Origin of the sequence: Pseudarthrobacter sp. L1SW (genome assembly GCF_020809045.1) — a bacterium.
GTDB lineage: Bacteria > Actinomycetota > Actinomycetes > Actinomycetales > Micrococcaceae > Arthrobacter.
The window spans coordinates 1,607,125-1,630,503 of record NZ_CP078079.1 but is presented as its reverse complement, the minus strand read 5'-3'; the positions used below and the strand labels follow the sequence as shown (position 1 = coordinate 1,630,503).

General features: G+C 65.6%; 18 protein-coding genes and 1 pseudogene. 9 read left to right on the top strand and 10 right to left on the bottom strand.

Going from position 1 to position 23,379, the window contains the following annotated elements; genetic code table 11:
* Nucleotides 1-81 precede the first annotated feature (81 nt).
* Nucleotides 82-1,308 carry a DNA polymerase IV gene (gene dinB / locus KTR40_RS07490; RefSeq protein WP_228405753.1) on the bottom strand — a complete coding sequence of 409 codons (1,227 nt, stop codon included), beginning with the start codon at nt 1,306-1,308 and terminating at the stop codon, nt 82-84.
* A gap of 74 nt (nt 1,309-1,382) precedes the next feature.
* On the opposite strand from dinB, the gene KTR40_RS07485 reads away from it, so the two are divergent.
* Nucleotides 1,383-1,910 (top strand): hypothetical protein, encoded by a 528-nt coding sequence (locus tag KTR40_RS07485; protein WP_228405752.1) that lies wholly within the window; start codon nt 1,383-1,385, stop codon nt 1,908-1,910.
* Nucleotides 1,907-3,001: a polyprenyl synthetase family protein gene (locus tag KTR40_RS07480; protein WP_228405751.1), complete on the top strand. Its 1,095-nt coding sequence runs from the start codon at nt 1,907-1,909 to the stop codon at nt 2,999-3,001. Before KTR40_RS07485 ends, KTR40_RS07480 begins: the two co-directional genes overlap by 4 nt.
* Before the next feature lie 67 nt (nt 3,002-3,068).
* On the opposite strand, the gene KTR40_RS07475 is transcribed toward KTR40_RS07480, so the two are convergent.
* Entirely contained in the window at nt 3,069-3,422 is a 354-nt protein-coding gene (locus tag KTR40_RS07475; RefSeq protein WP_171058969.1) for an Rv2175c family DNA-binding protein, read from the bottom strand.
* A 246-nt stretch (nt 3,423-3,668) separates the two neighbouring features.
* On the opposite strand from KTR40_RS07475, the gene KTR40_RS07470 reads away from it, so the two are divergent.
* Both KTR40_RS07470 and KTR40_RS07465 read left to right on the top strand, forming a co-directional pair.
* A complete protein-coding gene (locus KTR40_RS07470) occupies nt 3,669-5,057 on the top strand; it encodes a lytic transglycosylase domain-containing protein (RefSeq protein ID WP_139028845.1) in 1,389 nt (462 codons plus the stop codon).
* Between the two features lie 106 nt (nt 5,058-5,163).
* Nucleotides 5,164-7,329 (top strand): Stk1 family PASTA domain-containing Ser/Thr kinase, encoded by a 2,166-nt coding sequence (locus KTR40_RS07465; protein ID WP_228405750.1) that lies wholly within the window; start codon nt 5,164-5,166, stop codon nt 7,327-7,329.
* Between the two features lie 43 nt (nt 7,330-7,372).
* Here KTR40_RS07465 and KTR40_RS07460 read toward each other — a convergent pair whose 3' ends face one another.
* Both KTR40_RS07460 and KTR40_RS07455 read right to left on the bottom strand, forming a co-directional pair.
* The gene (locus KTR40_RS07460; protein WP_139028843.1) at nt 7,373-8,767 is read right to left on the bottom strand and encodes a class II 3-deoxy-7-phosphoheptulonate synthase; all 1,395 of its coding nucleotides are present in this window, start codon (nt 8,765-8,767) and stop codon (nt 7,373-7,375) included.
* A 73-nt stretch (nt 8,768-8,840) separates the two neighbouring features.
* Nucleotides 8,841-9,677, bottom strand: coding sequence for a 1-acyl-sn-glycerol-3-phosphate acyltransferase (locus tag KTR40_RS07455; protein WP_139028842.1), 837 nt, complete (start codon nt 9,675-9,677; stop codon nt 8,841-8,843).
* Between the two features lie 112 nt (nt 9,678-9,789).
* Here KTR40_RS07455 and KTR40_RS07450 point away from each other — a divergent pair, with 112 nt between their 5' ends.
* Genes KTR40_RS07450 through KTR40_RS07440 form a run of 3 tightly spaced genes read left to right on the top strand, consistent with a single transcriptional unit; the run spans nt 9,790 to nt 11,967 of the window.
* Entirely contained in the window at nt 9,790-10,578 is a 789-nt protein-coding gene (locus KTR40_RS07450) for a carboxylesterase (RefSeq protein ID WP_139028841.1), read from the top strand.
* Entirely contained in the window at nt 10,575-11,396 is an 822-nt protein-coding gene (locus tag KTR40_RS07445; protein ID WP_139028840.1) for a carboxylesterase, read from the top strand. Before KTR40_RS07450 ends, KTR40_RS07445 begins: the two co-directional genes overlap by 4 nt.
* Nucleotides 11,383-11,967 (top strand): hypothetical protein, encoded by a 585-nt coding sequence (locus tag KTR40_RS07440; protein WP_228405749.1) that lies wholly within the window; start codon nt 11,383-11,385, stop codon nt 11,965-11,967. Before KTR40_RS07445 ends, KTR40_RS07440 begins: the two co-directional genes overlap by 14 nt.
* On the opposite strand, the gene KTR40_RS07435 is transcribed toward KTR40_RS07440, so the two are convergent.
* Nucleotides 11,964-13,058, bottom strand: a complete 1,095-nt coding sequence (locus KTR40_RS07435; RefSeq protein ID WP_139028838.1) for an ROK family glucokinase — start codon at nt 13,056-13,058, stop codon at nt 11,964-11,966. The two genes, KTR40_RS07440 and KTR40_RS07435, sit on opposite strands and share 4 nt — an antisense overlap.
* A gap of 187 nt (nt 13,059-13,245) precedes the next feature.
* Here KTR40_RS07435 and KTR40_RS07430 point away from each other — a divergent pair, with 187 nt between their 5' ends.
* On the top strand, nt 13,246-15,054 hold the full coding sequence (locus KTR40_RS07430; protein ID WP_228405748.1) for a long-chain fatty acid--CoA ligase: 1,809 nt from the start codon (nt 13,246-13,248) through the stop codon (nt 15,052-15,054).
* A 234-nt stretch (nt 15,055-15,288) separates the two neighbouring features.
* Here KTR40_RS07430 and KTR40_RS07425 read toward each other — a convergent pair whose 3' ends face one another.
* On the bottom strand, nt 15,289-18,687 hold the full coding sequence (locus KTR40_RS07425; protein WP_228405747.1) for a pyruvate carboxylase: 3,399 nt from the start codon (nt 18,685-18,687) through the stop codon (nt 15,289-15,291).
* Nucleotides 18,688-18,988: 301 nt separating this feature from the next.
* Here KTR40_RS07425 and KTR40_RS07420 point away from each other — a divergent pair, with 301 nt between their 5' ends.
* Nucleotides 18,989-19,807, top strand: coding sequence for a ParA family protein (locus tag KTR40_RS07420; RefSeq protein ID WP_139028835.1), 819 nt, complete (start codon nt 18,989-18,991; stop codon nt 19,805-19,807).
* Between the two features lie 84 nt (nt 19,808-19,891).
* Here the strand turns inward: KTR40_RS07420 and KTR40_RS07415 are convergent.
* The 4 genes and pseudogenes from KTR40_RS07415 to KTR40_RS07395 all read right to left on the bottom strand — a co-directional run bounded on the left by KTR40_RS07415 (nt 19,892) and on the right by KTR40_RS07395 (nt 23,366).
* Nucleotides 19,892-21,176, bottom strand: a pseudogene (locus KTR40_RS07415) (IS3 family transposase).
* Nucleotides 21,177-21,320: 144 nt separating this feature from the next.
* Nucleotides 21,321-21,914 carry a MerR family transcriptional regulator gene (locus tag KTR40_RS07405; RefSeq protein ID WP_009358601.1) on the bottom strand — a complete coding sequence of 198 codons (594 nt, stop codon included), beginning with the start codon at nt 21,912-21,914 and terminating at the stop codon, nt 21,321-21,323.
* A 232-nt stretch (nt 21,915-22,146) separates the two neighbouring features.
* Nucleotides 22,147-22,650, bottom strand: coding sequence for a bifunctional nuclease family protein (locus KTR40_RS07400; protein WP_138135016.1), 504 nt, complete (start codon nt 22,648-22,650; stop codon nt 22,147-22,149).
* Nucleotides 22,650-23,366: a MerR family transcriptional regulator gene (locus KTR40_RS07395; protein ID WP_228405744.1), complete on the bottom strand. Its 717-nt coding sequence runs from the start codon at nt 23,364-23,366 to the stop codon at nt 22,650-22,652. Before KTR40_RS07395 ends, KTR40_RS07400 begins: the two co-directional genes overlap by 1 nt.
* Nucleotides 23,367-23,379 lie beyond the last annotated feature (13 nt).

Sequence of the window (23,379 nt, the reverse complement as noted above, 5' to 3'; positions counted from 1 at the left end):
ATCTAAGGATAGTTTGTTGAGGGCTGTTCTGAAAGACGGGAAACACTTTGGCGGCGGCCCGGCCGGGCCTTATTGCAGCCGCTATTCGCGGGTGTTTCCAGGCTCCATCAGGCGGGCGGGAAGGACGGACTTGGCGCCGAATTTGCGGGCCACTTCGTCGAGCGCCTGCTCAGCCGCCCGCCAGTTGTCGTCCCGGCGGTCGATGCTGAGCTGAAGCGACGTCCGGGCCGCGTCCTCGAGCTGCTCGGCGCGCACCCCCACCAGGCGGACGGTCATGGCCCTGTCCCCCACCGACTCAAGCAGCTGCAGGGCAACCGCGTAGATCAGCTGGGCGCTGTCCACGGGCGTCTGGACCGTCCGGCTGCGCGTGATGGTGGAGAAGTCGGCGAACCGGAGCTTCAGGGCGATGGTCCGCGCCACCATCCCTGAACTCCTCAGTCGCGCGGCCGTGCGGTGGGACAGGCGCAGCAGTTCCCGGTGGAGCAGTGCGTCGTCGGCGGTGTCAACGGCAAACGTTTCTTCCGCGCCAATGCTCTTCTCCAGCCGGACCGGGGTGACGGGCCGATGGTCAATTCCCCAGGAAAGCTGGTGGACATGCTCCCCCGTGGCACCCAGCATCTTCTTCAGGGAGGAGACCGGCGTCGCTGCCACGTCGGCAACTGTCCTGATGCCCATCCTGGCGAGCACATCCGCCGTCTTGGCGCCTACTCCCCACAGGGCGCCCACCGGCAGGCTGTGGAGATACGGCACGGTCTCATCGGGCGCGATCATCAGCAGCCCGTCCGGCTTGCAGCGGGTCGAGGCAATCTTGGCCACAAATTTGGATTCCGCTATTCCCACCGATGCCGTGATGCCCAGCTCCGCGGCAACCCGCCGGCGGATCATCTCCCCAATTCCCCTCGGGGCGCCCAGGCGCCTGATGGCGCCGGTGACGTCGAGGAAGGCCTCATCAACACTGAGGGGTTCGACAAGCTCGGTAATGGACTCGAAAATGCCCATTAGCTGGGCGGACACTTCGTAGTACAGCTTGTGGCGCGGTTCGATAATGACCGCCTGGGGACACATCCGCGCGGCCACGGCCATCGGCATGGCCGACTTCACCCCGAACGTCCTGGCTTCGTAGGAGGCGGAGAGGACCACGGAACGGTCCGCGGGGAAGCCGACGATGACGGGCCTGCCCACGAGTTCAGGACGCGTCCGCAGCTCCACCGAGACAAAAAAGGCATCCATGTCCACGTGCATGATGCACTTGCGCCTGTGTCCCGGAAGGCGCGCTCCGGGCGGCTGGTTCTTACCTTCGGGCCCCACGGCTGCAATCCTATCCGTTTGTACTGACTAAACTGGAGGCTGAATCCGGCATCAACACCAGGAGGAATGTCCCTGTGACGGTCTTTGGAAACCTTAAGCCAGCAGGGTTGGCAGCACTCGCTGCCGGCGCAGCCTTGCTGCTTGCAGCCTGCAGCCCAACTCCGTCGACAGCCCCGGACCCCTCTGCCTCCGCTTCCACTCCGGCAACCGCCGGGTCAACCATCACAGCTTCCCCCAGCCCCTCCGCTTCGCCCAACACGTCGGCGACCGTTGGCGCAGTAGTGGAGGGCTTCCCGCAGCAGCTCCTGCCCCTCATGCCGGGAGCGAAGGTGGTGTCAAGCAGTTTTGACAAGGCCTCGGTTCCCGCCACTGCCGCCCTCGTTGCAAGCATCACAGCCCCCACGGCTGCGGTCGTGGACTACTACACCAAGGCCCTTGAGGGGCAAGGCTTCAAAGCCGTTCCGGGCGAAGCGGTTGGAGCGGTGGCTTCCAAGGACTTTGTCCGCGGGGACAGCGAAACCGTCAACCTCTCGGTGGTTGAAGCTTCGGGCGTTGCCACTTTCACCATCGGGGCCAACGTGGCAGCTGAGTCCGCCAAGTGACGGCAGCAGAACAGCTGAGGAATGAGCAGGCAGACTTCGTTGCGGCGGTAGCAGGCGAGCTGACGGGGTTCCTCACCTCGCGGCAGGCCATTATGTCCGGCATCTCGCCGGACATCGAACCCCTGATGGGTTCCATCTCCAACCTGGTGACAGGCGGCAAGCGCCTGCGCGCGTTGATGTGCTACTGGGGCTGGCGGGGCGCCGGCGGGCAACCCGCCGCGCAACAGGTGGTAACGGCCGGCGCGGCACTGGAACTGTTCCAGGCAGCGGCCCTGATCCATGACGACATCATCGACCGGTCGGATACCCGGCGGGGCGGTCCAAGCGTCCACCGCCGGTTCACTGAGCTGCACGGGTCGCGGGGGTGGGCGCTGGACAGCGAACGGTTCGGGCACGCGGCTGCAATCCTGACAGGCGACCTTTGCCTCTCCTTCAGCGAGGAAGCTTTTACGGATATTGGCGAGCGTGCGGCCGCCGGCACCAGGGCCAGGCTGATCTTCAACCTCATGCGGGCTGAGGTGATGGCCGGCCAGTACCTCGACATCCTGGAGGAAGTGGCCGGTCCGGTGAGGGACCGGGCCGGGGCCGTGACCCGCGCACAGTCCATCATCAGGTTCAAGTCCGCAAAATACTCCACCGAGCATCCCCTGGCGCTGGGTGGAGCCCTTGCGGGAGCCTCGGATGAGTTGCTCCGCGGCTACTCCGCTTTTGCCTTGCCCCTGGGCGAAGCCTTCCAGCTCCGCGACGACGTGCTGGGCGTCTTCGGTGATCCGCTGACAACCGGCAAGCCCGCCGGTGACGACTTGCGGGAAGGAAAGCGCACCGTGCTGGTTGCCCTTGCCCTGGACCAGGCGTCTTCAGCCGAAGCGGCCTTCATCGACGCAAGGCTTGGCAGCCCCGACCTCTCGGAAGAGGACATCCTCGAACTCAGGCGCATTATTGAAGAATCCGGCGCACTGGCGGCGACCGAAGTCCTGATCAACGACTTCGGGGCGGCCGCGTTCGACGCCCTGGACTCGCTCCCCCTGGATGAACTGCCGAAAACCGCCCTGCGGAGGCTGGCTGAAGCGACAGTCAGCCGCGCCTCCTGAGCCAACGGGTTTTGCTTGCCGGGGACAGTCGGGTTTTTTGTGTTTCCGAACATCCCCGGCCGGCGGATTACCAGGCGAGGGTCTGGGCCCGTCGCCGTATTTCCGTTTTGCGGCCCTCGCGCAGGGCATCGATGGGGCGTCCCCGCAGCGATTCATCCGGGGTAAACAGCCAAACGATCAGGTCCTCATCCGAATAGCCGGCGTCAGCCAGGACAACAATCGTCCCCTTGAGGCTGTCCACAACCTGCCCGTCCTGGATAAACGCCGCGGGCACGGACCGGATTCTACGTTCCCCTACCCGCAGTGCCGCAAGGGCACGTTCGTCAATCAGGCTGTGAACCCGGGTGATGGAAACATCCAATAATCGGGCGACGTCGGGTAAGGGCAACCATTCGCCCACAAGGTCTTCTACATTACTCACGGATCAAGGTTGCCACGCTGTGCGCCCTGCCGCCTAGTCGATGCCTCCATCGGATGCTCCTGACCTGCGGACACACCCGGAATTCTTCCTTGCAGCCATTCCAGGAATTCTTGTGCTATTTCCAAATTCGTGAGAGATTCTCATTGACCACATATGTAACAGCATTAACAGCAGTAACAGTAGTATCAAGGAAATGCACGCGGCATGCCCGCCCGCGCCCCCGCAGTTGAGAAGAGGATTCTTTCCATGACGATGTCCCGCTCGCACAAGCAGCCCCCCAAGCCGAGCCTGCCCATGCTCGCTGCCACGACGGCGGCTCTGCCAGCGGTCGTATTGTCATCCTTGGCCCTGGCCCAGCCCGTTGCCGCTGCGCAACCTGCCCGTGTTGTCCCGGCTACGCTGGCTGCCGCCATGAAGGCCCAGGCGGCAAAAGCAACTGCGGCGGTCATCCCCGCCTCCGCCGTGTCCACTGCTATCCCGGCTGCCTTCAAGCCCACACAGCCGCAGGCACCCGCCGAGTACACGATTGCGCGCGGCGACACCATCAGTGCGATCGCTGGAAGGTTCGGCCTGAACACCGGTGAAATCCTGAAACTGAACAACCTTCAGCCGAACACCATTATTTACCCGGGCCAGAAGATTAAACTTTCAGGCTCTGCCGCTGCTCCGGCCGCCCCGTCAGCCGCTCCCGCACCGGCCGCGCCCGCCGCCCCAACCGGCGCCACCTATACCGTGAAGGCAGGCGACACGCTCGGAGCCATTGCGGCCCGCCATAACGTGGGCCTGGCTGACGTGTTTGCCTGGAACAACCTCAACATGCGCTCCATCATCCACCCGGGGCAGAAGATCAAGGTGGGCGCCGGCGGGGCTGCACCAGCTGCCGCCGCGCCTGTCTCCGGCGGCCTGGCTTCAACGTCCGCTCCGGCTGCCCCGGCACCCGCGGCCCCGGCTCCGGCTCCCGGCTCTTACACCGTAAAGGCCGGAGATACCCTCTCTGCCATTGCCTCGCGCCACGGCGTGAAGCTCTCCGAGTTGCTCTCCGCCAACCGCCTGAGCATGACCAGTGTCATCTACCCGGGCAACAAGCTGGCCATCCCTGGGGGTTCCGCCCAGCCGGCCGCCCCGCAGCCGGCTGCCTCCGTGACGCCCCTCGTCCCAAGTTCGTTCCTCGGCTTCAGCTACCCCGCCGCGGTGGTTAGCTCGGCCAACGAGAACAAAGCCTTGCTGAACGCCTCCCCGGTGCCCTCCCGCAGCGAGATGCGGAACATCGTGGCCGATACCGCGCGCAGGATGGGCGTGGAACCCTCGCTCGCCCTCGCGTTTGCGCACCAGGAATCCGGGTTTGACCAGCGCGCAGTGTCTCCGGCGAACGCAATCGGAACCATGCAGGTCATCCCCAGCTCCGGGCAGTGGGCATCGGACCTGGTGGGACGCAAGCTGAACCTCCTGGACCCCTACGACAATGCGACAGCCGGCGTCGCGATCATCCGCCAGCTCCTTGCCACCAGCAAGGACACGGACACGGCCATCGCGGGCTACTACCAGGGCCAGTACTCCGTGAGCAAATACGGCATGTACGACGACACCAAGGCCTACGTCGCCGCGATCAAGGCGCACCAGAAGAACTTCGGCTGACCTTCCGCCGCCCGGACCCGCCCGAGGCGGGGACGCAGGAAGATTGACACGGGTCCGGACCGGCAACGGTTCGGGCCCGTTTCATTGCGGGGACTAGGATCGAAGGGTGCAGGAACACGTGTCAGACCCTCTTGTTGGGACGCTGGTGGACAACCGGTATGCCGTCAGGTCTAAGCTTGCGCGGGGCGGAATGTCCACTGTCTATTTGGCCACGGACCAGCGGCTGGAACGGGACGTGGCGCTCAAGGTGCTGCACCCGCACCTCTCCGCAGACGACAATTTCCTGGGCAGGCTGGGGCGGGAAGCGAAGGCAGCAGCCAGATTGTCCCACCCGCACGTGGTGGGGGTCCTCGACCAGGGGAACGATGGCCGCACCGCCTACCTGGTCATGGAGTACATCAAGGGCCACACCCTGCGTGACCTCATCTCCGAGAAGGGCGCGCTGCCGCCCCGGCTGGCCCTCGCGCTGATCGACCCGGTAGTGGAAGGACTCGGCGCTGCGCATGCCGCCGGCTTCATCCACCGCGACGTCAAGCCCGAAAACGTCCTGATTTCGGACGATGGACGGATCAAGATTGGGGACTTCGGGCTGGCGCGTGCGGTCACCACTTCCACGAGCACCGGCGCGCTGATCGGAACAGTTGCCTACCTCTCGCCGGAGCTCGTCCTGGGAAAGCCCGCGGACGCACGAAGCGACATCTACTCGGTGGGCATCATGCTGTTCGAAATGCTCACCGGGCAGCAGCCGTTCAACGGCGAGGTCCCCATCCAAGTGGCCTACCAGCATGTCAACGGGACAGTGGGCCCGCCTTCCGCCCTGGTTCCCGGACTGGCGGCCGAGGTGGACGAGCTGGTGCAGTGGTGCACCTCCAACGACCCCGAAAACCGGCCGGTAGACGGCAACGCGCTGCTCCAGGAACTTCGGCATATCCGGACCAACCTCACCGATGCGGAGCTGGACCTGCGTCCACCGGCGGCTGCGGCCGGCGGAGCCGTGGCCAACTCCCAGGTCGCAGCGCCCAGGGATCCAGGGCAGTCCCAGCACACCGGGCAGTCCCAGCACACCGGGCAGTTCCAGGATCCAGGGCGTACCCAGAATCCAACAGAGGTGATCGGCCGGGCCAACAACCCCACAACGGTGATGCCGTTTGGCAAGCCGGCCGCGCCTGCCTACCCGCCCTCACGGGGCCAGCTTCCCTACCCCGGTCCTGCAGATCCCGGCGTTTCCCGCCATACCCTCACTCCCCCGGACGACGACACCGGGCCGTGGTCCCCGCAGCCTCCGCCGCTGGGCAAGCGTGCCCAGCGCAAGGCGGACAAGGAGGACGAGCGGGCACGGTCCCGCGCGGCCGCCACCCCCGCCCGGACGTTGCGTGAGGGCAGCCCGCGCCGCCGGGGAATCCTGTGGGTGATCGTGCTGGTTATCGCTGCCCTGCTGGCTACCGGGGCCGGCTGGTTCTTCGGGATGGGCCCGGGCGCCGCGGCCACCATCCCGTCCGTGGCCAACAAGACCGTGGCCCAGGCACAGCAGCTTCTGGCCGACGCCGGTTTCCGGTCCACCACCAGGGACATTTTCGACGACGACGTGCCCTCGGGACTCGTGGTGGCAAGCGAGCCTGCCGCAGGCACGGAAATCCGCAAGTTCCAGCCGGTGTCGCTCTATGTTTCGAAGGGTCCCGAGCTGTTCCCGCTCCCGAAACTGACCGGCGGCACCCTGGAGCAGGCCAAGGCCGGCCTCAACGCAGCCGAAATGGCGCTTGGCCCGGTGACCGAACAGTTCCATGAGAAGGTGCCGGCGGGCACTGTCCTGTCGCAGGAGCCCGCCCCGGGTACAGCGGTCCGCCATGGCACGCCAGTCAGCCTGGTGGTATCGAAAGGTCCCGAGCCGATTCCTGTCCCCTCCGTGGTGGGCCAGGACGAAAAGGATGCTGTTGACGCCATCGAGGCCGCCGGCCTCACGGCGGAGGTCGCACCCGATGAAGTGTTCAGCCGGGACATCCCGGAAGGCTCGGTGGCCAGCCAGGCCCCGGCGACTGGAACGCTCACCCGCGGCGGCACCGTGACGCTGACCATTTCGAAGGGACCCCGGATGGTGAAGGTCCCCAGCTACATCGGCAAGCAGGCCACGGACGCGCGGAAGGCCTTGGAGGGCCTGGGCTTCCAGGTGCGCGTCAACAATATCCTGGGCGGCTTCTTCGGCACGGTCCGGGACCAGGATCCGGTGGACAAGGAAGTGCCCGAAGGTTCGGTTATCACCCTGACGGTGGTGTAGGCGCCCACCCGCCTGCGTCACCGCCAGGGTAATCAGCCGGACATCAGTGCTTGGCGAGTGCTCCGGCCACCAGGAAGGCCATTTCCAGCGACTGCATGTGGTTCAGGCGCGGGTCGCAGACCGACTCGTAGCGGTCCAGGAAGGCGTCCTGGTCCACGGGGTCGGCGCCGCCAAGGCACTCTGCGACGTCGTCTCCGGTCATTTCAACGTGCAGGCCGCCGGGAACGGTGCCCAGGGCGTGGTGCACTTCGAAGAAGCCGCGCACTTCGTCAATGACGTCGTCGAAATTGCGTGTTTTGTACCCGTTGGGGGATGTGACCGTGTTTCCGTGCATGGGGTCGGTAACCCAGAGCACCTGCGCGCCTGAGGCAGTGACCTTCTCGACGACGGCGGGCAGCTTCTCGCGGATGTTGCCGGCACCCATGCGGGTGATGAAGGTGAGCCGGCCGGGCTCGCGCTCCGGGTCAAGCTTGTCGATCAGGCGGAGGGCGTCGTCGCCGGTGGTGGACGGGCCCAGCTTGACGCCGATGGGGTTCCGCACCCGTGAGAGAAAGTCCACGTGCGCGTGGTCCAGTTCGCGGGTACGCTCCCCGATCCAGAGGAAGTGCGCGGAGGTGTCGTAGGGGAATCCGGTGCGGGAATCGATGCGGGTCAGCGCACGCTCGTAGTCCAGGAGAAGGGCCTCGTGGCTGGCGAAGAACTCGACGCGCTTGAGTGCCTCGAAGTCGGCGCCGCAGGAAGCCATGAACTTGATGGCCCGGTCAATGTCCCGGGCCAGGGACTCATAGCGGGCATGCGCGGGGTTCTCGGTGAAGCCCTTGTTCCACTGGTGCACCGAGCGCAGGTCCGCGAATCCACCCTGGGTGAAGGCGCGGATGAGGTTCAGCGTGGAAGCGGACGTGTGGTACGCGCGGAGCATGCGGGAGGCGTCGTGGCCCCGCGATTCCGGCGTGAAGTCGTATCCGTTGACGATGTCCCCGCGGTAGGCGGGCAAGGTGACGCCGTCGCGGGTTTCATCGTTGGAGGAACGGGGCTTGGCGAACTGGCCCGCCATGCGGCCCATCTTGATGACGGGCATGGCCGCACCGTAGGTGAGCACCACCGCCATCTGGAGGATGGTCTTGACGCGGGCGCTGATCTTGTCCGCTGTTGCCGCCTCGAAGGTCTCGGCGCAGTCACCGCCCTGCAGGAGGAAGGCCTTGCCCTGTGCAGCGGCAGCCAGGCGTTCGCGGAGGACATCCACCTCGCCGGCGAACACCAGCGGAGGGAGTACGGAGAGCTCCTTCACCGATGCCTCAAACACGTCCCGGTCCTGCCAGCTGGGCTGCTGGGAAATGGGGAGGTCCCGCCAGTCATCGAGTCCGGGATAGTTGGCTGCTCCGCTCTGGGCGGTGCTGGACAGCGAAAAGGCGGGTTTTGCAGTTAGCTCAGTCACCATCTAAGACTAACGGTCGGGCAGGGCCCCGGGACACCGTACCGTCACGCACCCCGCCCGGTGCGTCACAACCGCTTCACGCCTTGGCGGCAGCCCCGCCGTCGTCCGTTTTCCGGACGGCGCCCTCCCCCGGCCCTGCGTCCGCCGCAGGACCGGCAGAGGGACCGGCCGCATCAGCTGCAGCAGGCGCCGGCGACGCCAGGGGTTCAGCGGCTGCCGCGGGTTCGGAGGGCTTTCCCGCCAGGCGAAGCTTCACCACGGCGGCGTACTCGTCCACGTATTCCTGTCCGGAGAGCCGCATCAGTTCGAACATGATCTGGTCCGTGACCTTCCGCTGCACATCACGGTCTTCTGCCTGGTCCCGGTACCGGCTGAAGTCCAGCGGCTCACCAAAGATCATGCCGATCCTGCGGATGTTCGGCAGCCGTTTGCCGATGGGCTGCACTTTGTCCGTGCCGATCATGGCCACCGGAACCACGGGAACTCCGGCCTGCAGGGCGAGCCTTGCCACGCCCACCTTGCCCCTGTACAGCTTTGCATCCGGGCTCCGGGTGCCCTCCGGGTAGATGCCCAGCAGCCCGCCGTGGTTGAGGACCTCCATGCCCGCACTCAGCGACGCGGCCGATGCAGCCCCGCCGGACCGGTCCATGGGCAACTGGTTGGTCAGGCGGAAGAACAGTGCGGTCAGCCTGCCCTTGATGCCGGTGCCGGTGAAGTACTCAGACTTAGCCAGGAAGACCACCGGGCGCCGCACCATCAGCGGCATAAAAATCGAATCGGAAAACGACAGGTGGTTTGAGGCGATGATCGCCGCGCCCTCGGCCGGGATATTGTCCAGTCCCTTGACCCAGGGGCGGAAAAGAAGCTTCAGCACAGGACCAAGGAAAATCCGCTTCATGACCCAATAGAACACGTGAGAAACCTCTCCGGAAAGGCGGCCCCCGGACCCCGCGTTGGGCCTGGCCAGCAGTTCAATGCAACCCTACTCTAGTGAGATTTGTACGGAACAGTGACACGATGGAGGCATGAGCGAAAGCAGCACCCCGTCCCCTCCTGCCGCTTTCAGCTATCCCGGCCACGGACCAAATGCACGTACCGGCGTGGCCATTTGCCACGGCTTTACAGGGAGCCCGCTCAGCCTGCTGCCATGGGCCGAGCACCTGGCGTCCCAGGGTTATGCCGTCACCGTTCCCTTGCTGCCTGGCCACGGAACGGACTGGCGCCATCTGGCCAGGACACGCTGGACCGACTGGTACAGCAGCTTCGAGGCTGCCTACCTGGAGCTGGAGGAACGGACCGACGCAACGTTTGTCGCCGGACTCTCGATGGGCGGGGCCATAGCGCTGCTCACCGCTTCCCGGCACAACGTGGCCGGGGTGTCCGTGGTCAACCCGGGCCTGAGTTTTTACAACCGGAGGGTCCGGGTGGTTGGAGTGCTGAAGTACTTCCAGCGGACAACCATCCCTATCCAGGAGGAACAGCCGACGGCGGCAGCCACCAATGACGGCGACTATTCACGCACCCCGCTGGCAGCAGTGCACGAGCTGAAGAAGCTTTTTGCCGTGGCGGCCCGGGGCTTGCCCAGGGTGTCGGCTCCGGTCCAGGTGTTCAAGTCGCGCACGGACGCGGTGGTGCCGCCAACCTCCCTGGCACTGTTGCGGAAGGGCCTGGGCCCAAACCTTGTTGACGTAGTGGACCTCCACAGCAGCGGACATGTCGCTACGCTGGACGTGGACGCGCCGGAGATCCACGCGAAATCCAGTGGCTTCTTCCACGCCCTCGCCCGCCAGAAGACTTCATTGGAGACCCCATGACCTCCGGCCTGGACCACAGCCCGTTCAGCAGCAGTTCCACCGGCCGGGGGCCCCGCATCGGCGTGGTCCTCTCGCATGGGTTTACCGCCAGTCCGCACGGTCTGCGCGCCTGGGCCCAGGCCTTGGCCGATGCCGGATTCGCCGTCCGGATGCCGCTGCTTCCCGGGCACGGCACCAGCTGGCAGGAACTCGCACGGACGCGGTGGGAGGAGTGGCACGGCGCTTTGGACCAGGCCTACCTTGAACTGGACGCGGACTGCGACTACGTCTTTTCGGCCGGACTGAGCATGGGAGGAGCGCTGGCGCTCCGGATTGCGGCTACCCGGCCCGTTGCCGGCGTGATCGTGGTCAATCCTGGGCTGGTCATCGATGACCCGCGCGCGCCGATCGCCGGGCTCCTGAAGCTGGTGATGAAAAGTACGCCTGCCATCGCCAACGACATCCTCAAGGAAGGCATGGACGAGGGCGCCTACCCCCGGACACCGGTCGCTGCGGCGCACCAGCTCAACAAGATGTTCAAGGACACCATCAGGCTCCTTCCCCGGATCACTGCTCCGGTCAAGGTATTCCGCTCCACCGTGGACCACGTGGTATCCGACTCGAGCCTGGTGGCGCTCCGCCGCGGCCTCACCCATGCTCCCCTGGATGTGGTCTACCTTGAGAACAGCTACCATGTGGCAACCCTGGACAACGACGCGGACCGGATTTTCCAGGGCTCCGTGGACTTTATCCGGTCGGTTGCCTCCGGCACGGGTCCTGGGCCGTCAACGGCAAGTGCGCCATCAACGCTGGAGGTCACGTCCCATGAACAGGCCTGATCCCGGCTCCCCGGACCCGGGCGCCAACCAGGACGACGCTGTGTGGCTGGACCTCGTGGCCCGGCTCGAAGCCGACTCTCCCGCCGCAAGCACCGGCACCGGCACTGACACCGGCACCGGTCCTGGCACCGATCCCAGCATTACCGCTGCTCCGCAGGATGATTCGACGGGGGGCGGACGGCCTTCCGTTTTCCGGGACTTCGACCCCCTGGGCCTGGCAGGCGCGGCACCTGCGGAAATGTCTGCCGCGGAACGGCAGGCATCAGGGGACGGCGGAAGCACGGATGCAGACGCTCCAGCCGGGCCACGCGACTATGGCGTAGACGAGGAGGACGGTGCGTTCGTCCCGGAAGAACCACCCAGCCTCGCCGGAACGGACCCGCTTACCATGCTCGCCTGGCTCGCCGCCGTGGGCGGGCCCGTGGCGCTGCTGTTCTCAGCCATGTTCTGGCGCTCCGCACCGTTGCTTGCCATCGTGGGAATCGTGGCCGTGTTCGTGCTGGGAACGGTGTACCTCATCATGCAGCTTCCGCAGGAAAAAGACGAGGACGACGACGGCGCCCGGGTTTAGCGGCGCGTCCGGCTGCTGACGCGGGATAGGTCGGCAGCGCCGATAAGTCCCGCGTTCGGCCCCAGCGCCGCCAGCTGGATACCGGCGGCAGGCCTGAAGCCCCGGCCCGTCAGGTTGCGGGCGAAAGCTTTGCGGGCAGGTTCCACCAGCAGGTCCCCGGCCGAGCACAAGCCACCGCCGATGACGAAAAGTCCCGGATCCAAGGCGGCAGCCAGGTTTGCGAGCCCCAGCCCAAGCCACTCCCCTACTTCCTCGAGCAGTTCGCGTGATGCGGGGTCGCCTGCCAGGGCCAGTTCCGTCACAATGGCGCCGGTAATCTCCTCGGTCCGCCCGTTGACGGCCGCAATCAGGTCCTGCGCCACCGGGGAGTTTGCCCGGGCCAGGATCCTGGCTTCGCGTCCCAGCGCATTCCCGGACGCGTACTGCTCCCAGCAGCCGCGGTTCCCGCACTCGCAGCGGTGCCCGCCCGGCATGATGATCTGGTGTCCGAATTCCCCGGCCACGCCGAAGCGGCCGCGCTCCACCCGCCCGTCCATCACCATGGCGCCGCCGATGCCGGTGCCCAGTGTGATGCAGACCAGCCGGTCCTCCCCTTGCCCGGCACCGAAGCGCCATTCGGCCCACGCGGCGGCGTCGGCGTCGTTGGCCAGAAGGACGGGCCGGCGGAGCAGCTGCTGCAGGTTTGCCCGGAGCGGTTCATTGCGCCAGGCCAGGTGGGGGCTGAAAAGCACCGTGCCGCCTTCGAGGTCCATCCAGCCTGCGGCGCCGATGCCTACGGACCAAATGCGGTGGCCCTTGCCCAGTTCCTCCACCAGCTCGACGATGACCCGTTCCACTGCCCGGGGGTCGCTGCCGGGAGTGGCACGGCGCGCTTCGCTGAGGATGCGGCCGTCCGCGTCAACGACGCCGGCGGCTACTTTCGTACCGCCGATGTCGATCCCGATGGCGAGGCCCTTGCGGCCGAGGCGCAGGTGCTCACGGAAGCCCCCGCCGTCGTGCCGCGTCCGCGCCCTGTAGGCGGTGGGCCGGCGCTTCCAGGGGGCGGGTCTTCTGAGGGGCCCGGCCTGTTCGCCGGTGGGCGGTACGTACATAGTCCCCCATTCTAGGTGGGCACAATCCGCCGGAGCCCGCGGCAGCCGCAATGCCGGCCACGTGTCTCCCGGTGTCATTGACTGTAAAGTTACCCGCCAGTAACTTTATATACTGCACCGCCCCGCACCGCCGTACTAGTCTTTAGGCATACCCCCGTGCGGGACCTCGGATATCAAAGGAGCTATAGTGCGCGAATTCAGTGTTCCGCCTCTTGTTGTAGTCCCACCGGAGACCAACATCACCGACCTGGTGCTGCGGCAGTCCGCCAAGGAGAGCAACCCCGCCCTCTTTTCGCGGCGCGATGCCTCCGGGTCCTGGCAGGACATTTCCGCCACTGATTTCGTGGCCGACGTCCGGGCGCTGGCAAAAGGATTGATGGCGAGCGGCGTGGGCGCCGGCGACCGCGTGGGCATCATGTCCCGCACCCGGTACGAATGGTCCCTGGTGGACTTCGCGATTTGGTTCGCCGGCGCCGTTTCCGTCCCCATCTACGAAACATCCTCGCCTTCCCAGGTTGCCTGGAACCTGGGCGACTCCGGCGCCGTGGCCGCTTTTGGCGAGGCAGCGCACCATGAGGACATCATCCGCCAGGCTGTAACGGCGGAAGGCCTGGCGTCTCTCCAGCACGTGTGGCAGCTGGAAGGCCAGGGACTGGATGCCCTCCGCGAAGCCGGCCAAGAGGTCAGCGATGACGATCTTGAAGCCAGGAGGAAAACAGCCTCCCTGGCTGATACCGCCACCATCATCTACACCTCCGGCACTACGGGCAGGCCCAAGGGCTGCGAACTGACGCACGGCAACTTCGTTGAGCTTTCGGACAACGCGCTCGCCATCATTGGGGAGATCGTCCACGAGAACGCGAAGACCATTATGTTCCTCCCGCTGGCGCACGTCTTCGCCCGCTTCATTTCCGTCCTTGCAATGGCGGCCGGCACTACCGTGGCGCACACCCCGGACATCAAGAACCTCCTGGCGGACCTGCAGAGCTACGAGCCCACGTTCATCCTGGCGGTGCCGCGGGTCTTCGAAAAGGTCTACAACTCCGCGATGACCAAGGCGGAGGACGGCGGCAAGGGAGCCATCTTCCACAAGGCAGCCGATACCGCCATCGCCTTTTCCAAGGCACGGCAGGAGGGCCGGATCGGCCTGGGCCTGAAGCTGCGCCACGCGTTGTTCGACAAACTCGTCTATGGCAAGCTGCGGGCCGCAATGGGCGGCCACGTTGCCCATGCCGTGTCCGGCGGCGGCCCGCTGGGCGAGCGGCTGGGCCACTTTTTCCAAGGCATCGGGCTGCAGGTGCTTGAAGGCTACGGCCTGACGGAAACCACGGCGCCCATCTCCGTGAACACCCCGTCGCTGATCAAGATCGGGTCCGTCGGAAAGCCCCTGCCGGGCAATGCGGTGAAGATCGCCGATGACGGCGAGATCCTCGCCAAGGGCGTGTGCGTCATGCGCGGCTACTACAAGCGGCCGGACCTCACCGGCGAGACGTTCGACGACGGGTGGTTCCGTACCGGGGACATCGGCCGGCTCGATGACGACGGCTTCGTGTGGATCACCGGGCGCAAGAAGGAGATCATCGTCACCGCCGGCGGCAAGAACGTCATCCCGGCCCTGCTCGAGGACCAGATCCGCGCCGACGCACTGGTCTCGCAGGTGCTGGTGGTCGGCGACAACCGGCCGTTCATCGGCGCCCTGGTCACGCTGGACCAGGAAGCCCTGCCCGGCTGGCTGCAGCGCCACAACCTCCCCGCAGACACCACCCTGGCCGACGCCGCCACGAACCCGGTGGTCAAGGCCGCAGTCCAGGACCTCATCACCGCCGCGAACACGTCGGTTTCCCAGGCCGAGGCCATCAAGTCGTTCCGGATCGTGCCCGCCGACTTCACGGAGGCGTCAGGGCACCTGACACCGTCGATGAAAGTAAAAAGGGCGCAGGTCATGAAGGACTTCGAGACGGTCATCGAAGAGATGTACGCAGCCCCGCGCTCCTGACTGTCCGCCGGGGTCCGGCGGCCCCCCCGGTCCTCTGCGTGCTATTCCCCACGCCCCGCTGAGGGCGCTGCGCGGCGAGCGGGGGCGCAGGGCCCCTTTTACGCACGCTGCCGGACCGGGGGGCCGCCTGTATCCGTTGCCTGGTCCGGAAGCGCGGCCGTTTGGAAAGGGAAAGGTCCTCCCACTGGTGTTCAGTGGGAGGACCCTTTTCGTTGTCTTACTGTGCGGCCGGGATTACTGCTCCACCACCAGGAGCAGGTCGCCGCCTTCCACCTGCTCGATGGATGAGATGGCTAGCCGTGAGACTTTGCCTGCCACCGGCGTCGTGATCGATGCTTCCATCTTCATCGCCTCGATGGTGGCCACCGTGTCGCCGGCCTTTACCTCGTCGCGCGGCTTGACCGTCACCGTGACGGCGCCTGCGAACGGCGCGGCCACGTGGCCGGGCTGGGCAGGGTCGGCCTTCTCCGCTGCCTTGACGTTGCTGACCACGGAACGGTCGCGCACCACCACGGGGCGGGACTGGCCGTTTAGGGTGCACATCACGGTGCGCATGCCCTTTTCGTCCGGCTCGGATACCGCTTCCAGCGACGCGATCAGCCGCACGCCCTTCTCCAGCTGGATCTCGTGTTCCTGGCCGCGCTGCAGGCCGTAGAGGTAGTCACGGGTATCCAGGACGGAGATGTTGCCGTAGGTTTCGACGCTCTTCAGGTAGTCCTTGGTGGGTCCGTCGAAGAGCAGCCGATTCAGCGTGTGCTGGCGGGTCTTGGAGTCGGACTTCAGGGCCGCACTGTCCTCGGCGCTCAGTTCCACGTCCCTGACCTTCACGCTGCGGCCCTGCAGTGCCTTGGTGCGGAAGGGCTCCGGCCAGCCTCCGGGAGGATCGCCGAGCTCACCGGACAGGAAGCCGATCACCGAATCCGGGATGTCGTAGTTCTGCGGATTCGCTTCAAAATCGGCGGGGTCGGCGTTCAGGCCCACCAGGTGCAGGGCGAGGTCACCCACCACCTTGGAGGACGGGGTCACCTTGACCAGGTGGCCAAGGATGCGGTCCGCCGCGGTGTACATGTCCTCGATCGCTTCAAAGCGCTCCCCCAGTCCCAGCGCCATGGCCTGCTGGCGGAGGTTGGAGAGCTGGCCACCGGGGATCTCGTGCTGGTACACGCGCCCGGTGGGGCCCGGAAGGCCGGACTCGAACGGGGCGTAGACGCGGCGGACCGCTTCCCAGTACGGTTCCAGCGAGCTGACCGCAGCAAGGCTGAGGCCCGTGTCCCGCGGAGTGTGCGCCAGGGCTGCCACCAGGGCCGAGGCCGAGGGCTGGCTGGTAGTTCCCGCCAGGGACGCGGAGGCCACGTCCACGGCGTCGACACCGGCATCCACGGCAGCCATCAGGGTGGCCAGCTGGCCTCCTGCAGTGTCGTGCGTGTGCAGGTGGACAGGCAGGTCGAAACGCTCGCGGAGCGCTGAAACGAGCTTTGCCGCCGCCGCGGGACGGAGCAGGCCGGCCATGTCCTTGATGGCGAGGATGTGGGCTCCGGCGTCTACGATCTTCTGCGCCAGCCCCAGGTAGTAGTCCACGGTGTAGAGCTTCTCGGCGGGGTCCAGCAGGTCGCCGGTGTAGCAAAGCGCCACTTCGGCAACTGCCGTGCCCGTGGCCCTGACTGCACGGATGGCGGGGGCCATCTGGCTGACGTCGTTCAAGGCGTCGAAGATCCGGAAGATGTCGATTCCGGTGGCTGCGGCCTCGTTAACGAATGCTTCGGTGACCTCTTCGGGGTACGGCGTGTATCCCACGGTGTTGCGCCCGCGCAGGAGCATCTGGAGGCAGACGTTGGGCATTGCCTTGCGCAGGGCGGCCAGCCGGTCCCACGGGTCTTCGCCCAGGAACCGGAGTGCAACGTCATAGGTTGCCCCGCCCCAGGCTTCAACGGACAGCAGTTCCGGCAGCAGCGCGGTGACGGCGGGTCCGGCGGCCACGAGGTCGCGGGTGCGGACGCGGGTTGCCAGCAGCGACTGGTGGGCATCCCTGAAAGTGGTGTCCGTGACGGCCACCGCGTTCTGTTCGCGAAGCGCCTTGGCAAAACCCTCGGGTCCCAGCTCCAGGAGCCGCTGCCGGGAGCCGCGGGCGGCCTGCTTGTCCTTGACGGATGGCAGTTTGCTGGCCGGGTTGGAGTGGACCTTGAGTTCGCCGTTGGGCTTGTTGACGGTCACCTCCGCCAGCCAGGTGAGGAGCTTGGTGCCGCGGTCGGCCGAGACGCGGGCCTTGAGGAGCTGCGGACGCTCATCGATGAAGGAGGTGGCGACGTCCCCGGCAATGAAGTCGGGATCGTCCAGCACCGCCTGCAGGAAGGAGATGTTGGTGGAGACGCCGCGGATGCGGAATTCTGCCAGGGCGCGGCGTGCACGCGCGACGGCGGCAGGGTAGTCCCTGCCGCGGCAGGTGAGCTTGACCAGCATCGAGTCGAAGTGCGGGCTGATTTCGGCACCCGAGTAAACCGTGCCGCCGTCGAGCCTTACACCAGCGCCGCCGGCGGAGCGGTAACCGGTGATCTTTCCGACGTCCGGCCGGAAGCCGTTGGCCGGGTCCTCCGTGGTGATGCGGCTCTGAAGCGCCGCGCCGCGGAGCTTTACGGTGTCCTGGGAGAGGCCGAGGTCGGCAAGTGTTTCTCCCGCGGCGATCCGCATCTGCGCCTGGACAAGGTCCACGTCGGTGACTTCCTCGGTGACCGTGTGCTCCACCTGGATGCGCGGGTTCATCTCGATGAAGACGTGCTGGCCGGCGCGCTCACCAACGGTGTCCACCAGGAACTCCACCGTGCCGGCGTTGACGTAGTTCAGGGCCTTGGCGAACTTGACGGCATCCCGGTACAGAGCCTGCCGGATGCCCTCGTCCAGGTTGGGGGCCGGAGCGATCTCGATGACCTTCTGGTGGCGCCGCTGGATGGAGCAGTCGCGTTCGAAGAGGTGCATGACGTTGCCGTGGGCATCGGCCAGGATCTGGACCTCGATGTGCCGCGGGCGCAAGACGGCCTGCTCCAGGAACATGGTGGGATCGCCAAAGGCCGCATCGGCCTCACGCATGGCTGACTGCAGGGCTTCGGGCAGGGCTTCACGGGTGTCCACCCGGCGCATACCGCGGCCGCCGCCACCCGCCACAGCCTTGGCGAAGATGGGGAACCCGATCTCGTCCGCTGCCGCGATCAGTTCGTCCAGGTCCTTGGAGGGCGCGCTGGATTTCAGGACGGGAACGCCGGCGTCGCGGGCAGCCTTCAAGGCTGCCACCTTGTTGCCCGCGAGTTCCAGCACCTCGGCCGGCGGACCAACAAAGGTGATGCCCGCCGCCTTCGCGGCCCGGGCGAGGTCCGGGTTTTCCGAAAGGAACCCGTAGCCGGGGTAAATGGCGTCCGCACCGGACTCTTTTGCTACCCGCACCACTTCAGCTACGTCCAGGTAAGCCCGGACGGGGTGGCCCTCTTCGCCAATCAGGTAGGCCTCGTCCGCTTTCTGGCGGTGGATCGAGTTTCGGTCCTCATGGGGGAAAACGGCAACCGTCTTGGCGCCCAGCTCGTAGCCGGCGCGGAAGGCCCTGATCGCGATTTCGCCGCGGTTGGCCACCAGAACTTTGGAAAACATACTTCTCCTGCATCATTGCGGGTGGATCGGTGAGTGGTCACAGTGTCTAGGACCTCGAAGGACAAACACAAATCTTTGTGGCCACCATCACAGATTTTCCCGTCATGTCCCGAACCCTTATGCCGGCCCGGGCGGAAACCGCCCCGGCAGCACAGTCGGTGCCATGCCGACGCCCAATAAAGCAGGATTCGCCGACGCATCAACATATGATGAGTAGGGCGGCAGGACCGTCCGGCTTCGGCACTGCCGGAGCAAACATTACCCCCAACACGGCATCCGGCGTTAGGTTTTGGTCTCTCAAGTGCAAGTAGTCAGCATCAGCAGCCTTAAGGGTGGAGTCGGCAAGACTTCCGTCACCACAGGATTGGCGTCTGCGGCGCTGGCCGCGGGCATCAGCACGCTGGTGGTGGACCTTGATCCCCATGCGGATGCCACCACTGCCCTGGGGGTCCAGCCCGGCGACCAGCTGGATATCGGCAGGATGCTCAAGAGCCCCCGCCGGGCAAAACTGGCCGAAAACGTGGTGCGCAGCAGCTGGACGGCCAGGGCGCAGTCCAACGGGTCCGGCCCCGCCGTGCTGGACGTCGCCGTCGGCTCTGCCTACACCGGCATTTATGACCGGCCGGACCTGGGCCGCCGTGACCTGCGCAGGCTCTCCTCTGTCCTGGCCACCGGGGACGACTACCAGCTTGTCCTGGTGGACTGCCCGCCGTCCCTGAACGGACTGACCCGGATGGCCTGGTCTGCCAGCGATAAGGTAGCGCTGGTGGCCGAGCCCGGGCTGTTCTCGGTGGCCGGCACCGAGCGGACCATGCGCGCCATCCAGCTTTTCCGCCAGGAGTTCGCTCCCAACCTCTCACCTGCAGGCATTGTGGCCAACCGGGTGCGCTCGGGTTCCTCGGAACACGCGTACCGGCTCGCGGAGATGGAGTCCATGTTCGGGGATCTCCTCCTGAGCCCCCGGATTCCGGAACAGGCCAACTGGCAGCAGATCCAGGGTGCCGCCCACCCCGTGCACCACTGGCCCGGCGACTCGGCGAAATCCGCTGCGGCCCTGTTCGATGAACTGCTGGCCAACCTCATGGCTGTGGGCAGCGGCCTGCGCAGCCGCGCCAGGTAGGGCCTGCAGAAAGCAGGCTCAATAAGCAAGGGGCCGCCCTCCGGATGAACTGGTCCCCGAAAGCTGGACTGGCTAAGTAAGAGCCTAAGCCGCAAGGGCCTGAGCACGGTATTGCACCGGGCTCAGGCCCTTGAGCTTTGTTGAGATCCGGTCGTTGTTGTACCAGCGGATGTACTCGTGCAGTGCCGTGGTGAGTGCGTCGGTGTTGAGGAACCGGACACGGTGGAATAGCTCTTCTTTGAGGTGTCCGAAGAAGTTCTCCATTACGGCGTTGTCGTAGCAGTTGGCTTTGCGGGACATCGATTGGATGGCGCCGGCGCTCTTCAGGAGAGTTCGCCAGGAAGCGTGCTGGTACTGAAAGCCTTGGTCCGAATGCACCAGCGGCTGCTGGCCATGATCGAGTCTGCTGAGGGCCTCGCGCAGCGAAGTGTTGGTGAGCTCCAGGTTCGGGGACGAGCTGATGGTGTGGGAAATGATTTGTCGGTCGAAAAGGTCCATGACCGGTGAGAGGTAGAGTTTCCGGTCCCCGACCCGAAACTCGGTTACATCTGTCACCCATTTCCTGTTGGGGCCATCGGCCTCAAACTTCCGATTGAGTATGTTCGGGGCAACCTTCCCTTGGTCACCCTTGTAGGAGCTGTAACGCTTCTTTCGCCGGACTTTGCAGACGAGACGCATCGCATGCATGAGTTTCAGCACGGTCTTCTTGGCGATCGTCCATCCTCGCTTGACCAGCTCTGCATGGATCCGCCTGTGCCCGTACCGGCCATGGTTCTTCTCGAAAATGTCGATGACCTTGACCTTAATCGCCTCCAGGGGGTCGGGAGCTTGGAGACGGGCCTGATGGTAGAAGAATGTGGACCTGGCAAGACCTGTGACCTGAAGCAGTGCCGAGAGGGAAAAGTCAGCCTTGAGAGCGATGAGGGCTTGAACCTTCACCGTCGTTCCTGCGCCCTCAAGGCCCGCAATTTTCCCAGGTAAGCCACCTCGGCCCGCAAACGCTCGTTTTCCCGCCGGAGTCGTTCCAGTTCCGATAGCTCCACTGGTGGCGGGCCGCCGGTCTTACTGGGTCGGCCTTTTGCTTTCGGGCGCAGGGCGTCCGCCCCCTCCCGGCGATATGCGCGAGCCCACGTTTCCAGAAGTTTGGGTGATGACAGGCCAGCTTCTGAAGCGAGATCTTGCGCAGTCTCGCCTGCAGCGAAGCGTTTGACCAGACCGAGCTTGAATTCAAACGAGTATGCGCGTTTTGTCGGCTTAGTCATCAACGCTCCCCGGCCATGGATCTTCCACCGCAGATAAAGACGACGGACCGGCGAGCGGGCGACGCCCAGCAAGTTGGCCGTCGCCGTATCGGCAACGCCCTTCTCAAACCACGTTACAGCGACCTCGCGCTGATCCTCCGATAGCGAACTAGACGCACGCATAAAACTGCTCCCCGGGAGTCGGAACTGAATTTCTCAGTCCAACTTCCGGGGAGCAGTTCAGGATGGAGAGCGGCCCCTTGTTCAAAGTCTCAGCTGATCTTGCGCGCTGCCCTGCGCTTGCTCAGTTCGTCGTCCGGAAAGGACTGCTCGGCCGCATGTTCGCTGGGAAGCGAGGCCAGGCTGCCTTCCACCTCACGCCAGACCCGTCCGACGGCGATGCCGAACACACCCTGCCCGCCCTGGACAAGGTCGATGACCTCGTCCGCGGAGGTGCACTCATAGACGCTCGCGCCGTCGCTCATCAGCGTAATCTGGGCAAGGTCCTCGACGCCGCGTTCCCGCAGGTGCTCCACCGCGGTGCGGATTTGCTGCAGTGATACCCCGGTGTCCAGGAGCCGCTTGACGACTTTGAGGACCAGGATGTCGCGGAAGCCGTAGAGCCGCTGGGAGCCGGAACCGGCCGCGCCGCGGACTGCGGGCTCCACCAGGCCGGTGCGTGCCCAGTAATCCAGCTGGCGGTACGTGATGCCGGCCGCCTTGCATGCGGTGGGCCCGCGGTAGCCCGCGTCCTCATCCAGCACAGGAAGGTCTTCGGTAAACAGGAGGCCCTGGGCACCGCTCGCCGGCACAGCAACACCAGCCGTGGGCTGCTTCAGCCCGCCTGCTTCACCTTTGGGACTCACCTGGATCCTCCTTGTCATACGCTCCCGGGGAAACTGCTGCAGCAGCAGTGCATGAAGACCATGCATGTAATTTTCGCGGGGCGCACTTTCCAGTGTGACTTGCGCGGCTGCCGTAAGCAATGGGAACTCGATACTTCGACGTTAGGCCCGGCGGGTCGCAAGGTCAAAGACCCTGCAGGGTTAAACGAGGCGTGTCGAAAGTTTCACCCTCAACTTTAACCTTAACGTGACCTTAGCCGTCGAAATCCTCAGGCTCAACATCGTCCAGGAACTCCCGGAACCGGCGCAGCTCGCGCTCCTCATCAACGGTGGGACCGGGCTCCGTGTCCTCGCCCTCGTCATGCTCGGTGATGCGGACCCCGGCCTCGTCCATGACCGAGTCCGCGCACCAGATCCGGCACTTTGCGCGCAGCGCCACAGCCAGCGCGTCCGAAGCCCGCGAGCTCACTGTCGTCCCGTTCTCGAACTGCAGCTGGCCGTAGAAGATGTTGTCCTCCACCGCCACGATGTTCACGCTGACCACCGAGTGCCCCAGCGACTCCACGACGTCCACCAGGAGGTCATGGGTCATGGGGCGGGGCGGGACCACACCCTGCTGGGCGAGGGCGATGGCGCTGGCTTCGGGCGTCCCGATCCAGATGGGGACATGGCGCTCCCCGTGCATTTCCCGAAGCAGGACCAGGGGCTGGTTGGAAGGCAGTTCGATGCGAACGCCCACAATCTCGACTTCAATCATCAGATGTCCATGCGTGAGATATGGTCCTGCACCAAGGCCCGGTGCAGGGTGAGGCAGAGGTCGCTGATCTCACGGGCGGCCTCAGCTGCCCGCGCCTGGGACGCGGAGTCCTTGCGGGACGCCAAGGGCGCCACGACGCGCTCCACCAGGCCAAACTCCCGTTCCGCAGCCGCTTGGAAGGGGCGGAGGTGGCGGGGTTCAAGCCCGTGGCTTTCCAGCTGGACGCATGCCCGCGCAACCTGGAGGGCGTGCTCATCGAACCGGCCATTGCTGTGGCTGATCAGGCCGAAACTCAGGAGGGACTGCAGCAGCGGCACGCTGGCACCGGATTCCGCGCGGAGCTGCTCTTCCGTCAGCTTGCGCCCGCGGTTCTGCAATTCCGCCGCCAGTTCGTCCGAGACGATGCGCGGGGACACCACGACGCCGGGCGGGAGGTTCTCGGGGCGTTCTCCCCTGTCGATGGCGTCGAGGTAGTCCTTGATGACCTTCAGGGGAAGGTACTGGTCCCGCTGCAGGGCCAGGACGAAGCGCAGCCGTTCCACGTCGCCGTCGGAGTACTGGCGGTACCCTGCGGGCGTCCGGCGCGGGTTGATCAGCCCTTTTTCCTCAAGGAACCTGATCTTGGACGCAGTCATGCCGGGAAAGTCCCCGCTGAGCTGTGCGAGGACTTCCCCAATGTTGAGGACCTGGGGTCCCCGGCGTTCCGGTTGTGCCATTGCCACAGGCAGT

What these genes read in the sequence shown, in the direction of transcription:
- KTR40_RS07470 (WP_139028845.1), top strand. Translation starts at nt 3,669, where the DNA reads ATGACGATGTCCCGCTCGCACAAGCAGCCCCCCAAGCCGAGCCTGCCC.
- KTR40_RS07460 (WP_139028843.1), bottom strand. Translation starts at nt 8,767, where the DNA reads ATGGTGACTGAGCTAACTGCAAAACCCGCCTTTTCGCTGTCCAGCACC.
- KTR40_RS07450 (WP_139028841.1), top strand. Translation starts at nt 9,790, where the DNA reads ATGAGCGAAAGCAGCACCCCGTCCCCTCCTGCCGCTTTCAGCTATCCC.
- KTR40_RS07445 (WP_139028840.1), top strand. Translation starts at nt 10,575, where the DNA reads ATGACCTCCGGCCTGGACCACAGCCCGTTCAGCAGCAGTTCCACCGGC.
- KTR40_RS07440 (WP_228405749.1), top strand. Translation starts at nt 11,383, where the DNA reads ATGAACAGGCCTGATCCCGGCTCCCCGGACCCGGGCGCCAACCAGGAC.
- KTR40_RS07435 (WP_139028838.1), bottom strand. Translation starts at nt 13,058, where the DNA reads ATGTACGTACCGCCCACCGGCGAACAGGCCGGGCCCCTCAGAAGACCC.
- KTR40_RS07425 (WP_228405747.1), bottom strand. Translation starts at nt 18,687, where the DNA reads ATGTTTTCCAAAGTTCTGGTGGCCAACCGCGGCGAAATCGCGATCAGG.
- KTR40_RS07400 (WP_138135016.1), bottom strand. Translation starts at nt 22,650, where the DNA reads ATGATTGAAGTCGAGATTGTGGGCGTTCGCATCGAACTGCCTTCCAAC.
- KTR40_RS07395 (WP_228405744.1), bottom strand. Translation starts at nt 23,366, where the DNA reads ATGGCACAACCGGAACGCCGGGGACCCCAGGTCCTCAACATTGGGGAA.